General features: G+C 36.2%; 12 protein-coding genes. 5 read left to right on the top strand and 7 right to left on the bottom strand.

Annotated elements, in window-relative coordinates:
• Positions 1-52 precede the first annotated feature (52 nt).
• Positions 53-1,441 (top strand): dihydrolipoyl dehydrogenase, encoded by a 1,389-nt coding sequence (lpdA, locus tag ODR02_RS10610; RefSeq protein ID WP_105680808.1) that lies wholly within the window; start codon positions 53-55, stop codon positions 1,439-1,441.
• A 163-nt stretch (positions 1,442-1,604) separates the two neighbouring features.
• Positions 1,605-2,405, top strand: a complete 801-nt coding sequence (locus tag ODR02_RS10605; RefSeq protein WP_209783781.1) for a patatin-like phospholipase family protein — start codon at positions 1,605-1,607, stop codon at positions 2,403-2,405.
• 115 nt (positions 2,406-2,520) lie between these two features.
• On the opposite strand, the gene ODR02_RS10600 is transcribed toward ODR02_RS10605, so the two are convergent.
• Positions 2,521-2,958 (bottom strand): hypothetical protein, encoded by a 438-nt coding sequence (locus tag ODR02_RS10600; RefSeq protein WP_209783782.1) that lies wholly within the window; start codon positions 2,956-2,958, stop codon positions 2,521-2,523.
• A 446-nt stretch (positions 2,959-3,404) separates the two neighbouring features.
• On the opposite strand from ODR02_RS10600, the gene ODR02_RS10595 reads away from it, so the two are divergent.
• A complete protein-coding gene (locus tag ODR02_RS10595) occupies positions 3,405-5,342 on the top strand; it encodes an SPFH domain-containing protein (RefSeq protein WP_209783783.1) in 1,938 nt (645 codons plus the stop codon).
• Positions 5,343-5,434: 92 nt separating this feature from the next.
• Here ODR02_RS10595 and ODR02_RS10590 read toward each other — a convergent pair whose 3' ends face one another.
• The 4 genes from ODR02_RS10590 to ODR02_RS10575 form a co-directional block, all read right to left on the bottom strand.
• Positions 5,435-6,130, bottom strand: coding sequence for an ABC transporter ATP-binding protein (locus ODR02_RS10590; protein WP_209783784.1), 696 nt, complete (start codon positions 6,128-6,130; stop codon positions 5,435-5,437).
• Between the two features lie 80 nt (positions 6,131-6,210).
• Positions 6,211-6,771 (bottom strand): hypothetical protein, encoded by a 561-nt coding sequence (locus tag ODR02_RS10585; RefSeq protein WP_105680800.1) that lies wholly within the window; start codon positions 6,769-6,771, stop codon positions 6,211-6,213.
• Positions 6,772-7,114: 343 nt separating this feature from the next.
• Entirely contained in the window at positions 7,115-7,810 is a 696-nt protein-coding gene (locus tag ODR02_RS10580; protein ID WP_209783785.1) for a LytR/AlgR family response regulator transcription factor, read from the bottom strand.
• Positions 7,803-8,867: a sensor histidine kinase gene (locus ODR02_RS10575; RefSeq protein WP_209783786.1), complete on the bottom strand. Its 1,065-nt coding sequence runs from the start codon at positions 8,865-8,867 to the stop codon at positions 7,803-7,805. The genes ODR02_RS10580 and ODR02_RS10575 overlap by 8 nt, the downstream gene beginning before the upstream one ends.
• A gap of 183 nt (positions 8,868-9,050) precedes the next feature.
• Between ODR02_RS10575 and ODR02_RS10570 the strand changes: the two genes are divergently transcribed.
• A complete protein-coding gene (locus tag ODR02_RS10570; protein ID WP_309512415.1) occupies positions 9,051-10,166 on the top strand; it encodes an acyltransferase family protein in 1,116 nt (371 codons plus the stop codon).
• A 262-nt stretch (positions 10,167-10,428) separates the two neighbouring features.
• On the opposite strand, the gene ODR02_RS10565 is transcribed toward ODR02_RS10570, so the two are convergent.
• Complete coding sequence (locus ODR02_RS10565; protein ID WP_309512414.1) at positions 10,429-11,466, bottom strand: serine hydrolase domain-containing protein; 1,038 nt, start codon at positions 11,464-11,466, stop codon at positions 10,429-10,431.
• 111 nt (positions 11,467-11,577) lie between these two features.
• On the opposite strand from ODR02_RS10565, the gene ODR02_RS10560 reads away from it, so the two are divergent.
• Positions 11,578-12,090, top strand: a complete 513-nt coding sequence (locus ODR02_RS10560) for a hypothetical protein (RefSeq protein WP_209783789.1) — start codon at positions 11,578-11,580, stop codon at positions 12,088-12,090.
• A gap of 315 nt (positions 12,091-12,405) precedes the next feature.
• Here ODR02_RS10560 and ODR02_RS10555 read toward each other — a convergent pair whose 3' ends face one another.
• Positions 12,406-13,869, bottom strand: coding sequence for a RagB/SusD family nutrient uptake outer membrane protein (locus ODR02_RS10555; RefSeq protein ID WP_309512413.1), 1,464 nt, complete (start codon positions 13,867-13,869; stop codon positions 12,406-12,408).
• Between the last annotated feature and the right edge of the window lie 8 nt (positions 13,870-13,877).

Below are 13,877 nucleotides of genomic sequence, written 5' to 3'. Positions count from 1 at the left end.
ACATGAAACATCCAATATTTTTCCTTAAATTCGCATAAAAATTTTTAAAGTAATGAATTACGATATTATTGTCATTGGAAGTGGTCCTGGTGGATATGTTACTGCGATCAGAGCAGCGCAATTAGGTTTCAAAACCGCAATTATCGAGAAAGAAAATTTAGGAGGAATCTGCCTTAACTGGGGATGTATTCCCACTAAAGCTTTATTGAAATCTGCTCAGGTTTTTCATTATATCAACCATGCTGAAGATTATGGTTTAAATAAAGTGGAGGCAAGCTTTGAATTCCCGAATGTAATTCAGAGAAGCCGTGGTGTTGCCAGCAAAATGAGCAAAGGAATCGAATTCTTGATGAAAAAGAATAAGATTGACGTAATTCTTGGTACTGCAAAAGTACAGAAAGGTAAAAAAGTTTCTGTTACAGATAAAGAAGGAAAAGTAACTGAATATACAGGTACTCACATCATTATCGCTACAGGTGCTCGTTCAAGAGAATTACCAAACTTACCACAGGATGGTAAAAAAGTAATCGGATACAGACAGGCATTATCTCTTCCTGAGCAGCCGAAATCTATGATCGTTGTAGGTTCTGGAGCTATCGGGGTAGAATTTGCTGACTTCTATAACACAATGGGAACTAAAGTTACTGTTGTTGAATTTATGCCAAACATCGTACCTGTAGAAGATGAGGAAATCTCTAAACACTTAGAGAAATCTCTGAAAAAGACAGGAATTGAGATCATGACAAACGCTTCTGTAGAAAGTGTTGATACAACAGGGGAAGGTGTGAAAGCTACTGTGAAAACAGCTAACGGAACCATCACTCTTGAAGCTGATATCTTATTATCTGCTGTAGGTATTGCTGCTAATATCGAAAACATCGGATTAGAAGAAGTAGGAATCCAAACAGATAAAGGAAGAGTATTGGTAAACGAATGGTATGAAACTTCAGTACCTGGTTACTATGCCATCGGAGATATCATCCCAACTCAGGCATTGGCTCACGTTGCTTCTGCAGAAGGAATCACTTGTGTTGAGAAAATTAAAGGAATGCACGTTGAGAAAATCGACTATGGCAATATCCCTGGATGTACATACTGCCACCCTGAAGTAGCTTCTGTAGGTCTTACTGAAAAACAGGCTAAAGAAAAAGGATATGAAATCAAAGTAGGTAAATTCCCTCTTTCTGCAAGTGGTAAAGCTACTGCAAACGGAAACACAGATGGATTTATCAAAGTGATTTTCGATGCTAAATACGGTGAGTGGTTAGGATGCCACATGATTGGTGAAGGCGTAACTGATATGGTTGCTGAAGCTGTTGTTGCCAGAAAATTAGAAACTACAGGTCACGAGATCATCAAATCTATTCACCCGCACCCAACAGTTTCTGAAGCAATTATGGAAGCTGCTGCTGCTGCGTATGGTGAAGTGATTCACATTTAATTCTGAAATTAACAGAAATCTATAATATAAAAGCCCGGAGAAATCCGGGTTTTTTTGTTTAAATAAATCTATAAAACCATTGATTTTATTAAAATAATTTTAAAATTAGCATATTTATAAAAATTAACTTATTTATCTCAGGCTGTTTTCATACATTTATTCTATGAATTTTGAGAGAGTAGGACTTGTTTTATCAGGCGGCGGTACCAAAGGAATCGCTCATGCAGGAGTATTAAAATTCTTACAGGAAAAAGAAATTGAGGTTGACATCCTTTCCTGCTGTAGCGCAGGGTCTATTGTAGGCTGCCTTCATGCCATCGGAAAAACTCCGGAAGAAATTCTGGAATTCTTCAATTCCATATATTTTTTCAATTGGAAGCATTTTACATTCAATCAGCCGGGGCTTGTTTCTTCGGTGATCTTCAGAAACTATCTGAAACCGATCTTCCATGAAATGAAATTGGGAGATCTTGATATCGAAGTGAAAATTGTAGCAACCGAATTAGTAGCAGGAACCCAGAAAATTTTTGATAAAGATTTTGAAATTGTTGATGCAGTCATTGCTTCATGCTCTATTCCGGGAATTACGACCCCTTACATCATTGGTGAGGAAATGTACTGTGATGGAGGAGTTCTGAATAATTTTCCTGCAGATATCATCAGAGAAGATTGTGATAAACTGATTGGTGTATTCGTTTCTCCACCCAACGAAGCGAAGATTAAAGACCTGAACTCTATTAAAGCAATCGTTTCGCGTTCTTACGACCTTCTTTCCTACAGAATTGAAAAAGTGAAATTCGATTACTGTGACTGGTTCATTTCTTCTCAAAAATTATCTTCTTACGGAACTTTTGAACGCAGAAAAGACAGATTGGAGCAGATCTTCAATATCGGTTACCAGGCAGCAAAAGAAAGCTATGAAGAAAGTGCCTTTTTTACAGAATTGAGACAATCCGGAACATAAAAAAATCCTGTATCAATCAATACAGGATTTTTATTTTATAAGAGTGGAAAGTTCTTAAAGAGAAGTTATAGAAGGACGATAACAACTTCCAGCTTCTCACCTCCATCTTCCAGCTTTAATTTTTTACCACGTATCCGTCCTGACGTACAATCTCACGGTCGTTAGCATCATTTACAACCAAAGTATAAGGTGCTTTTTTCGCAGAATCTGTAAGATAATTTCTCCAAACCTGATAGCTGTGTCCCTCATTGTTGAAGTTGATATAATAATTTCCTCCAGTACCATCAGGGATCAGTTCGCCATCACTGATGATCATGCTTGGTTTAGCCGTAATCTTTGCATTGGCATTCCATGATTGATAAAGGTACTTGCCATTCGGCTGCTTGTCTATTCTGATTTTGAACTTTTTGGTTTTGATAATAACGGTCTTCGGTACCTGCTGAAGCACGGAAGAAGTTATAAAACGGTCTGTTTTCGGATTCGGAACCTCTTTAGCATACACAAATGAAAACTGAGCCAGGCAGAAAGTCCCTAATAAAATGTGCTTTATCATATTGAGTGGTTATTGGTTAACATTTCAGAGTCTATCAAATATAGCGCCATATTTCAATCAAAAAAAATAATACAGGATGTCGGAAAGAAATTTTTTAGATGGGCAGATGTCTGTTTATAGAAATAATTGTATTGATTTTCAATGTGTTATTATTTTGAATATGAAATATTGCCAATTTTTAAAACAACTGAATACTTTTCTTCTGTACATTTGTACCATCAAAGGATCTCGTTCCTTTATTATCAAAATGAAACTAATTAACTTTAAGTTTTTTTTATTAAAAGTATCAGAAATCATCTTCACGATTTTTAATACTTCCCCTCCAGTAATTTCTTAATTTTTTCGAAAGAATTATCATTTAATTCATACTCTGCTCATTCGTATTCTGAAGAGCCAGAGCACAATCCCTGTTTTAAAATTTAATCAAAAAACAAAAACAACAAACTATGGAATTAACTTTTCATGGCTGGATGATTCCGGCTGTAATTGCGCTTTTGTGTGTAATTTTTTACAAATTTATTTTAAGAATTTTCTTTGGATTAATCATTGTTCCTCAGGACAGAATTGGTTTGGTTACCAAAAAATTTGTGTTGATGGGCAAGCAGGAACTTCCTGAAGGAAGGATTATAGCAACCAACGGAGAGGCTGGCTTTCAGGCTCAGACATTGGCTCCCGGAGTGTATTTTAGAAAATGGATATGGCAATATTCTATCGATTTTCAACCCTTTACAGTGATTCCGACGGGTAAAATAGGATTATTACTGGCAAAAGATGGCGTAGAATTGGAAACCGGAAGGATTCTGGCCAGAAAAGTTGACTGTGATTCTTTTCAGGATGCTGAGGCCTTTTTAAAAAACGGTGGAAGAAAAGGCCGTCAGACTGCTATTGTTGCTCCAGGATCTTATAGAATCAATACGTTATTATTTGAAATAGAATTAACGGATATGACTCAGATTCCCGACAATGCAGTGGGAATTATCACAACAATGGAAGGAAGTCCTTTAGAAGAAGGTCAGATTGCAGGTAAAATTATCAATGACCATAATAAGTTTCAGGATGTTGATACTTTTTTAAATAGCGGAGGATATAAAGGTCTTCAGGAGCAGGTAATTCTGGCTGGGTCCTACTTTCTGAATCCCTGGTTTACAAAAGTGGAAATGGTGAAAATGACGGAAATTCCGATTGGCCATGTTGGGGTTATTATCAGTTATGTGGGAGAAGAAGGAAAAGATTTAAGCGGCGTTGATTTTAAACATGGAAATATCGTTGAAAAAGGTCATAAAGGAGTTTGGGCAGAGCCTATTGGTCCAGGAAAATATCCAATCAATCCTTATATCATGAAGGTTGAACTTGTTCCTACCACCAATTTGGTATTGAACTGGGCATATGAAAGAAGCGAATCTCACCAGCTGGATAAAAACCTTTCCACCATTACGGTGCGTAGTAAAGACGGTTTCCCTTTCAATCTGGATGTTTCCCAAATTATTCATATTCCGACCTATGAAGCCCCAAAAGTCATTGCCCGTTTTGGAAATATGATCAATCTTGTAAGTCAGGTTTTAGAGCCTACTATTGGAAATTATTTTAGAAATTCAGCGCAAGACAGTGATGTGATCGCATTTCTGGGAACGCGAAAAGAAAGACAGCAATCGGCCAAAGACCATATCAGCAGTGTTTTGGAACAATATAATGTAAATGCTGTTGATACTTTAATTGGTGCTATTGTTCCTCCGGAAAGTTTAATGAAAACATTAACAGACAGAAAACTGGCGGAAGAGCAGAAAATTACTTACGAAACCGAAATGTTGGCGCAGGAAACACGTCAGGCTCTGGAAAAAGAAACGGCCGTTGCCGATATGCAGAAGGAAATTGTAAAAGCAGATCAGGGGGTTGTAATTGCGGAAAGAATTGCTGATGCATCGGTGAAAAAGGCTACCGGAGATGCTAATTCTGTAAGACTGCAGGCAAATGCCGAAGGTGATCGATTGAAGCTTCTGGCAACCGGGGAAGCGGAAAAAACAAGACTTCTTGCAAAAGCCGAAGCAGAAAAGATAGAACTGCTGGCCAGAGCAAGTGCTGAACAGATTTCATTAACTGGTAATGCTGAAGCAGAAAAGATTCTGGCCATTGGTAAATCGAATGCGGAATCCTACAAATTATCTGTAGAAGCAATGGGCGGAAATAATTTTACCCAATTGAAAATCATGGAAAATATTGCCAGTCAGAATGTAAGAATTATGCCTGAAGTATTAATCGGAGGAAGCGGAGATTCAGCAAATGGAGGAATCAGCGGACTTTTAGGACTTCAGCTCCTGGAACAGGTGCAAAAGAAAAATGCTGAAACAGTTACTGTAATTGAAGAAAAAACGGATAACAATTCTTAACAGAAAGGCTTAAATGATTTTAAGGTAAGAGTTGCTTTGAAGACAAAAAGTAAAACAAAAAGCTCCAAAATATTTGGAGCTTTTTGTTATTTTTATGCGGTATAACTAGCAAAAGCCTCTTCCAGACTTTCAAATTTACCTTTAAATTCATCAATAGGGCAGTCCTGAAGAATATTTCCTTTATGAATCAGAATGACTCTGGAACAAAGCGCTTCCACTTCCTGCATGATGTGCGTAGAAAGTAAAACGGTTTTTTCCTGACCAATTTCTTTTACCACATTACGGATTTCAATAATCTGGTTGGGATCCAGACCATTGGTAGGTTCATCAAGAATCAGTAAATCAGGTTGATGAATAATAGCCTGAGCAAGGCCCACACGTTGTTTGTATCCTTTAGACAGCTGGCCAATCTTTTTAGATTTTTCAGGAGTAATTCCTACCAGTTCAATCACCTCATCTACCCGGGATTCCGGGATTCTGTGGATATTGGCAACAAACTGAAGGTATTCTTTTACATACATCTCCAGATAAAGCGGATTGTTTTCAGGAAGGAAACCTATTTTCTTTTTGCTTTCGATCTCACGGTCAGCAATATTCAAGCCGTTGAAAATGATTTCACCCTGATCAATTTTCAGTGCACCGACAATAGATTTCATCAGGGTAGATTTTCCGGCACCGTTTGGGCCAAGTAGACCGATGATTTCATTTTTATCAATAGAAATGTTGATGTTGTCAAGGGCAGTCTGTTCACCAAATTTTTTGGTTAAATTGATTATCTGAAGCGGCATAAGTTTTACGATCTTTCTGCAAAAATAAAATAAAAAAACTCATCCGATAGAATGAGTTTCGCAATATTTATAAAATATAATTATTTTCTTGATTTTTTCTTAGCACCACCTGAGGCAGGAGTTGCTGTAGAGGCTGTATTGGCAGCTCCTTTGGTTGCAGCAGGATTTATACTGGCAGGTTTGTCATACATGGTATATTTCCCATTGGTTCGTCCAAAGATTTTTTCCACCTGTTTTTGGTTTAAAAACTGAGATTTTCCAATGTATTTTCTGTTTTTGTTGATCACCTGGATAAACTGCATGGTTTGCTGACCATAGTTTTTTTCATAATGAAGTTCAATGATATCATTAGGAAGTTCCAATACAACATTCTCATCAGGAGTGGAGATGAAGCCATCCATAATAAGTTTATATAATCCGGCAACATCTCCATTAAGGTTTTGGAATGAAAAAGATCGGATTGTATTTAGGTTAGCAGTGTTCAGATCCTGGTAGTTGACTGTAAATTTATCTTCCTTTTTATATAGACCAACGGAATTATCTTTACCAATTTCCACCAAACTTTCATTTTTCAACACTTTGATCTGTGAGAAAACTGAAATACCGAACATACATGTAATAAGTAGAATTATTTTTCTCATGGAATGAATTTTAATGTTTTATAAACTTGGTGCACATAAATTTAATCATAAAAAAGCTAAAAAGCAATTTTATTCGTAAAGCAAAAGTAACATTTTTTTTTAATATTTATAAGGGATTATCTGCTGATGCTATGGATTTCATTGTTTATACAAAGAATTGTTAATCATGGGTTTGATCCTGTTTTCTGAAAATGTGGTGATTTCTATTTGTGACAGATTTATGCTCATTGATAGGATGTAATGCGTTGAAAAACAGATTGAAAATTACCCCAGTATGTTTGGGAGAAAAATTAATTTTAAATAATTATTAAAAAAGAGGTTTTGTGAATTAAAATTAAAGAAACTACAACAGTTTGTTTTTAGAAACGGCAGCTGTAAAGGCATCGAATTCTTGTTTATAGCTTCTGCCGACAGGGATTTGATATTTGTTGACAATCAATTCATTATTATTAAAAGCCGTAACAAAAGCAATATTAACGATAAAGGATCTGTGAATCCTTACAAAACCTTTACCCGATAAAGTTTTTTCCAGATCCGTAATTTTACTTTTTGAAATACAGCTTTCCTGGTTCGTTAGGACAATTTTAATATCGTTTCCCTGGCTTTCAAAATATACGATCTCAGATAGGAAAAGTTTGCGGTGCATTCCCTCTGTTTTAATGAGGATGAAATCTTCTTTATGGTCAACGGTATTTCTTAACAGGCGCTCTACAGCTTTGAAAAAACGTTCGAAGGTAATAGGTTTCAGGAGATAATCTACAGCTTCGAGTTCGAATCCTTCAATAGCAAAATCACGATAGGCTGTGGTGAAAATGGTTTTAGGCTTTTGAGGCAGTGATTTCAAAAAATCGATACCATTAAGATGAGGCATTTGTATGTCCAGAAACATAAGGTCAACAGATTGGTTTTGCAGTAATTTATAAGCCTGCATAGCATTTTCTGCTTTTCCCGTAAGTTTCAGATCGTCAATCTTGGAGATATGGTTTTCCAGTAATGATGCGGCTAAAGGCTCGTCATCTACAATAATGCAGTTAATCATAATGGGAAGGCGTTGTTATTTCAACTTTAAAAATATTATTTTCCTGTGAGATCTGAAAAGTAAAATGTTCCTGATAATGATAGTGAAGCTGTCTTTTTATATTTTGCAGTCCGATTCCTTTCTCATGAGATGTGGATGAATCTGAGAAGGTATTTTCAATTTTAAAAACAGAATGCTGAGGATTCGTTTCTATTTCAATCGTTATTTCCGTTGTTTCTGAACTTTTTCCTGCTCCATGTTTAAAAGCATTTTCTACCAGAGTGAGATAGAGGAGTGGCGGAATGGTATTCGCCGATTGTAAGACGGTGTTCAGGTTAATTTTTAATCTTTCATCATGATATCGAAGTTTTTCCAATGCAATGTAATGATTAATAATATCCAGTTCATCAGAAACCTGCACCCACTTTTTTTGTCCTTTGTATAAAATATAATCCAGAATATCCGAAAGCTGGCTGATGGATTGGGATGTTTTATCAGAATGGCTGATGGACAGAGAGTAGATATTATTCAAAGTATTAAAAAGAAAATGAGGGTTGAGCTGAGATTTGAGAGATTGCAGTTCCAGCTCTGTTTTTTCCTTCTGAAGTTTGATGGTACGTTCCTTTTCATCTTTATACCGTATGATAAACATGATTGAGATAAAGATAAATGCCCCGCTGATAATGGGAAAAGTGTAGTGAAGTAAAAGATAAGGAATATCTGTGAAAATATTGAAAATACTATCCTTAACTTCATTGGTGAAAAGAGGTTCTGCGAGATAAACAATAAAAAACCGGTTGATAACAGAAATAACATACAGACTAAGAAGAAGGGACAGTACAAATTCCAGGTACTTTTTCCGGTCAAAGAAATGACGGATCAGGATGAAATAAATAAAATTGGCTCCGGCAATCTGGAAAATCCAATGACAAAAATTGTAGATGATCACTTCTTTAAAAGCTCCTTCGTTATATTCTCCATACATTCTTGCGGTTCCAAACAAAAATAAGGCAGTCCAGAAAAACAGCTGGAAGTATAGGTTTTGTCTGATCAGATTTTCTGATGGGGTTTTCATCATCCTCAAAAATATAAAATCTTAAGTTACCTCAGAGAAATACGATGTTAATGGCTTTAAAATAATGACGGGTAACATCATTTACGGTGCAAAAGGAATATTTTACTGTTGATCCTGAATATTGTGCTGTCTGGATTCTATATAAAAAAGCAGTTTGAAATTTGTCAACATTTGTACAAAAAAATAATGACGGAACGTTCTGAAAGGCTTTATGGATTGGATCATCTGAGAGCTGCTGCTATTTTACTTGTATTCATGTACCATTACCGGGCATTTAAACATCCGGACTGGATTGACAGTATCGGAAGGTTTGGATGGACAGGAGTGGATCTCTTTTTTGTTTTGAGCGGTTTCCTGATCTCCGGCCAGCTGTTTCAAGAAATAAAAAATACGGGAGAAATCGGTTTGAAAACATTCTATATAAAACGGTTTTTCAGGATCTTTCCAGCCTATTTTTTTACCCTTTTTCTCTACTTTACTTTTCCTTTTTTCAGGGAACGGGAGGCTTTATCTCCTTTGTGGAAGTTTGTGAGTTTTACCCAAAATTACGGACTGGATGTTATCAATCGCGGAACATTTTCCCATGCGTGGTCCTTATGTATTGAAGAGCAGTTTTACCTCATTCTGCCTTTATTACTTTTAATCCTACTCCCAATAAAATGGTTCAAATATCTGCCTTATCTGATGATAGTCGTGATTGGATCATCTTGCATGGTAAGATGGATGGTGTGGAATCAATGGATTGCAGCAATGGATCCAAATTCTACAGACTTCTGGAAATTATGGTATATGAAAATATATTATCCTACTCATACAAGATTGGATGGACTTGGGGTAGGAGTCCTGATCGGGTATCTCATGCAGCATTCATCCCTGTTTAAAAGAATAGTGGAACACAATGGAAATAGACTTTTCTTTTTTGGAATCATACTGTTGGGAATTTCATTCTGGGTGTGTAACGAACAGGCTTCTCAAACAGCTTCTGTTTTTGGATTTACACTGGTGGCTGTAAGTTATGGATTGATTCTTATGGCAGCGGTTTCCCCATCCTCTTTTCTGTATCGCTCAAAGTCTTATCTTACTGCTCAGCTGGCTGCTTTATCCTATGCTGTTTATCTTTCACATAAAGGAATTATTCATATGGTACAGGAATGTTTTGATTATTTTAAACTTGAAATTTCAGATAATATAAGTCTTCTTGTGTGTCTTTTCGCTTGTCTTTTGGGTGGTTTGGTCTACAGGTTTATGATAGAAAAACCTTTCTCCATTATTAAATCCCGGGTTTTAAAAAGAACTATATAATAATTTGTAAAGAAAATTATTTTAACGCAAAGTTTATGTCCCTTTTTCATAATTTCTTAAGGAAGCAAAGTTAGAATCAATTGGATTGATTTTTCATTAAGCGGATGATTATTATTTAGCTTCATCGCGACTTTGTCGCTGCTTCTTTGCTTTCTTTAATTATGCTTTGAAGTGCTAAACTTTGCGTTTCAATTTTTATTAGATTAAAATATAAAAGCCAGTTCCTGTTTTGAAACTGGATCATCAATATTGAGTGAAATTATTACTTAGAGGTAATCCCTTTCAAAACGGCATTCTTTATTGCAGCTTCTTTGAAACTCCAGTATTGACTGTCCTTAGGCATCTGGTTTTCCAGAATGACCAATGTAGTATCTGTGGAAGGAAAATAGACATTAAGACAGGTAAACCCATCACCAAGCCCTGTTACTGCAAAATAATCCAGACCGGCTTCTTTGATAAACCTCACATTATAGCCAAATCCCATGCTTTCTTTTCCAAATACATTATGCTGAGAGGTCGTGGATGAGGTCATCATCTGTTTCTGGAATTCCGGAGAAAGCAGTTTTCCTTTAAATAGTGCCTGATCCCATTTTGCCAGATCCTGTACAGTGGAAATGATCCCTGCTGCAGAAGCATTATCATTGTTCAGAAATGACTGTTGTACTTTTTCAAACTGATTGTTCTCGTTTATATAACCAGGAACATGAGATTGAGTATTCTGGGCATTATACACAAAAGTTTGATCCATTTTTAGCTTTTTAAAGAGAGGATTTGCTAATTCGGCAAAGCTTTTTCCGGTTGTATTTTTAAGAATTTCTCCCAGCATTATGTAGGAAAGGTTGCCATATTTGAACTGGGAACCTGCCTTAAAAGCTGTGGGTTTCTCTGTATTTGTAATTCCATGAGTATGATTCAGGAGATGATGTATCGTAACTGTATCTGCCCAGGTCTGTGTAAGGGAAGGTAAGTATTTTTTAACAGGAGTATGAAGGTTCAGTTTTCCCTGTTCAGCAGACTGTAAAATCAACACAGCGGTGATTTGCTTTGAATTGGACATGATTTCAAACTGGTCATCCGTTTTCAACGAAATTTTTTTCTCAAAATCTTTATAACCATTGGATTTCAGATACTGTATTTTTCCTTTCTGAGCAACCAAGACAACGCCGTTGAATTGTATCGGACTGGATGCTGTGATAATACTGTCGATTTTATGAGCGTAGGTGTCTTTTTTCTGAGCTGTTGCGGTAATAGATAACAGGGTGGAAAACAAGCCTGTGAAGAATAGTTTTGCTGTGGTCATTATTGTTTTTTTGTTATTGGAAAAAAGTAAAGGGTAAAAAATAAATAGGATTCCAAATATATGTATTTCCTGTTTTTCTTTTATTCTAAATATTTTAATAATTTAGTTTCCATGAGAATTAAATCGATAAGCCTTTTTGTACTCTTTTTATCTTTTGTTTCCTGTAAAAAAGATAAGGAATATCCGAAATATGTTGAGCTGCAATCCGGAGGTGGAGTATATTCACTGTATATAAAAGACGGAACCTTCGAATTTTTAAAAACAGAATATATAAGCTATGATCAGATTTCAACAGCTCCATTTTCAGAAGGGAAATATGACATATCAGGAGATGAGCTTATTCTAAACAGCAATAAAGGAAAAAAGTATACTTTCAAAATAGGGAATGAAGCAGAACTGATTCCTGAAAAATTGGATTCTTTAAAAGATTTGAAAGGTTTGTTTCCCATCCAGATTCTTCACCATAACAAAATGCCGAAAGAAATGGGACGCCTGGATTCTTTAGGAAGAAAAAATGCTTTATGGCTTTATTTCAACGAAAAAGGAAAGATCATCAACCAGCGGTTGTATAAAAATGGTGAGCTTTTAAAAGATAATTATAAGTCTGATATTATTATAAAATAAATAATTTGCAAGAGACTTGGAAATAAGCAGTATTCAATTTTATCGAAGATAAAATCCTTGCGTCTTATAGTAACCTTCTTGATAGAATTTTGCGTCTTTGCGTTTTCCAATTATACCTTTCTTATTTATATTTTTTTGAAAACGCAAAGACGCAAAGCTTTTTTAATTCAATGTAAAATTTTAAGGCGCGAAAAAATCAAAGATTTTTAGCAAGTGAAAATGAACCTTACCTTAGTCAATAATAAAGGCGCCATTTACTTGTAAATGGCGCCTCGTCACTGAATATATTTGAATGTAAAATTGTTTCTTGTTTATCTACTCATTCTGCTTGATTTGTGGGTTATTATTAATCTCTTTATTAGGAATCTGGAATCTGAATTTATCCGGTGTCAGGTTAAATCTTCCAAAAGTGTGATTCGTTCCTGTGTAAACTCTTTCTAAAGGGGTGTTTAATCTTTTCATATCAAACCAGGCATAGCCTTCTCCCCAAAGTTCTATTCTCTTTTGCAGTACAATTTCATTAATCAGCGCACTACCTGATTTTACCGACAGCGTGTAGGCTTTATCTCTTTTTGAAGTTATTTCGAATAATACCTGTCTGGCTTCTGATTCTCTTCCCTGTCTGGCAAGGGCTTCGGCTTGTATATAATACAGTGAGGAAGCTCTGATATAAATATAATCTCCTTCAAAAAGGGTAGGATCTTTAAACTTCCAGCTTACATAAGGCGGATAATTTTTTGTTTTTCCATTAAAAGTATATGGTGCACTCTGGCTTCCATTAAATACTTTCTTACGATAATCCGTTGCGGGAATAGCTTCGTAAAGACGCTTGTCGATCAGCTTACGGATCTGTGCTGCTCCGGCATATCCTTCATTGGTATTATCAAACATTGAGAAGAAAGAGGCATAATAATTTCCGATACTCATCGTGGAAATCGTATTATGGAAACCCCATATTACCTCAGGATTATTGATGTTTGAAAATCCGGTCGTGGTATAATCGTCCTCCGTCATAAGAGCAACGCCCTGTTTACTTTCCTCAGCATATTGAGCGGCTTTTATGTAATCTCCTGTTTGTAAAAATACCTCAGCTGCAATTGCTTTCGCTGCTCTTTGATCTATCTGGGCTCTGGATGGGCGGGCATAGGTATCCAAAAGGCTAACAGATTCTTCTATATCTTTTTTGATTTGTACATACACCTCAGCAACTGTTGACCTCGGAAGCCCCTGGCTTGGATTATTGGCGGTAAGAACCAATGGAAGTCCTGCTTCAGACTGATGACCATTATAATCATTAGCATAAAAACGAACCAGATAAAAGTAAGAATAAGCTCTTAACGCCAGTAACTGCCCTGCAATTGCCCTGTTTTTTGCATTGGCATTTTTATCCAGGCTGTCAAGAAGTTTGTTGATCACAAATATTCTTGCATAAAAAGTGGTCCATACAATTTCTGAAGCGATGTTGCTGGCATTGGTGGCTTCATAATTATAAAACATTCCCAAATGCTGGTTGGTAGACTGGATGACATCATTGGACATCAGATCTGCACCTGCTTTGATCCCCATGATTCCGAAATCTGAGTGAACGGTAGTACCGCCGGCACCGCTGCTGCGAAGATCAAGATATACTCCGCCCAGGATTTTTTCCGGACTGTTAGAGTCATTATTCAGCTGTTCACCGGAAATATCTCCTTGCGGCAACGTATTGAGATCATTGGCACAGCTGGTCGCTATAAAACCTATGGTTACCGCTGATATAAAGTATTTTATTATTTTCATTCTGTTCT

This window comes from Chryseobacterium sp. CFS2, from assembly GCF_036543225.1.
Lineage (GTDB): Bacteria > Bacteroidota > Bacteroidia > Flavobacteriales > Weeksellaceae > Chryseobacterium > Chryseobacterium culicis_A.
This window is presented reverse-complemented; position numbering and strand designations above follow the sequence as displayed.

Bases quoted from the DNA above. Each gene is read 5' to 3' on its own strand.
- lpdA (WP_105680808.1), top strand. From the start codon at position 53: ATGAATTACGATATTATTGTCATTGGAAGTGGTCCTGGTGGATATGTT.
- ODR02_RS10605 (WP_209783781.1), top strand. From the start codon at position 1,605: ATGAATTTTGAGAGAGTAGGACTTGTTTTATCAGGCGGCGGTACCAAA.
- ODR02_RS10600 (WP_209783782.1), bottom strand. From the start codon at position 2,958: ATGATAAAGCACATTTTATTAGGGACTTTCTGCCTGGCTCAGTTTTCA.
- ODR02_RS10595 (WP_209783783.1), top strand. From the start codon at position 3,405: ATGGAATTAACTTTTCATGGCTGGATGATTCCGGCTGTAATTGCGCTT.
- ODR02_RS10590 (WP_209783784.1), bottom strand. From the start codon at position 6,130: ATGCCGCTTCAGATAATCAATTTAACCAAAAAATTTGGTGAACAGACT.
- ODR02_RS10585 (WP_105680800.1), bottom strand. From the start codon at position 6,771: ATGAGAAAAATAATTCTACTTATTACATGTATGTTCGGTATTTCAGTT.
- ODR02_RS10580 (WP_209783785.1), bottom strand. From the start codon at position 7,810: ATGATTAACTGCATTATTGTAGATGACGAGCCTTTAGCCGCATCATTA.
- ODR02_RS10575 (WP_209783786.1), bottom strand. From the start codon at position 8,867: ATGATGAAAACCCCATCAGAAAATCTGATCAGACAAAACCTATACTTC.
- ODR02_RS10570 (WP_309512415.1), top strand. From the start codon at position 9,051: ATGACGGAACGTTCTGAAAGGCTTTATGGATTGGATCATCTGAGAGCT.
- ODR02_RS10565 (WP_309512414.1), bottom strand. From the start codon at position 11,466: ATGACCACAGCAAAACTATTCTTCACAGGCTTGTTTTCCACCCTGTTA.
- ODR02_RS10560 (WP_209783789.1), top strand. From the start codon at position 11,578: ATGAGAATTAAATCGATAAGCCTTTTTGTACTCTTTTTATCTTTTGTT.
- ODR02_RS10555 (WP_309512413.1), bottom strand. From the start codon at position 13,869: ATGAAAATAATAAAATACTTTATATCAGCGGTAACCATAGGTTTTATA.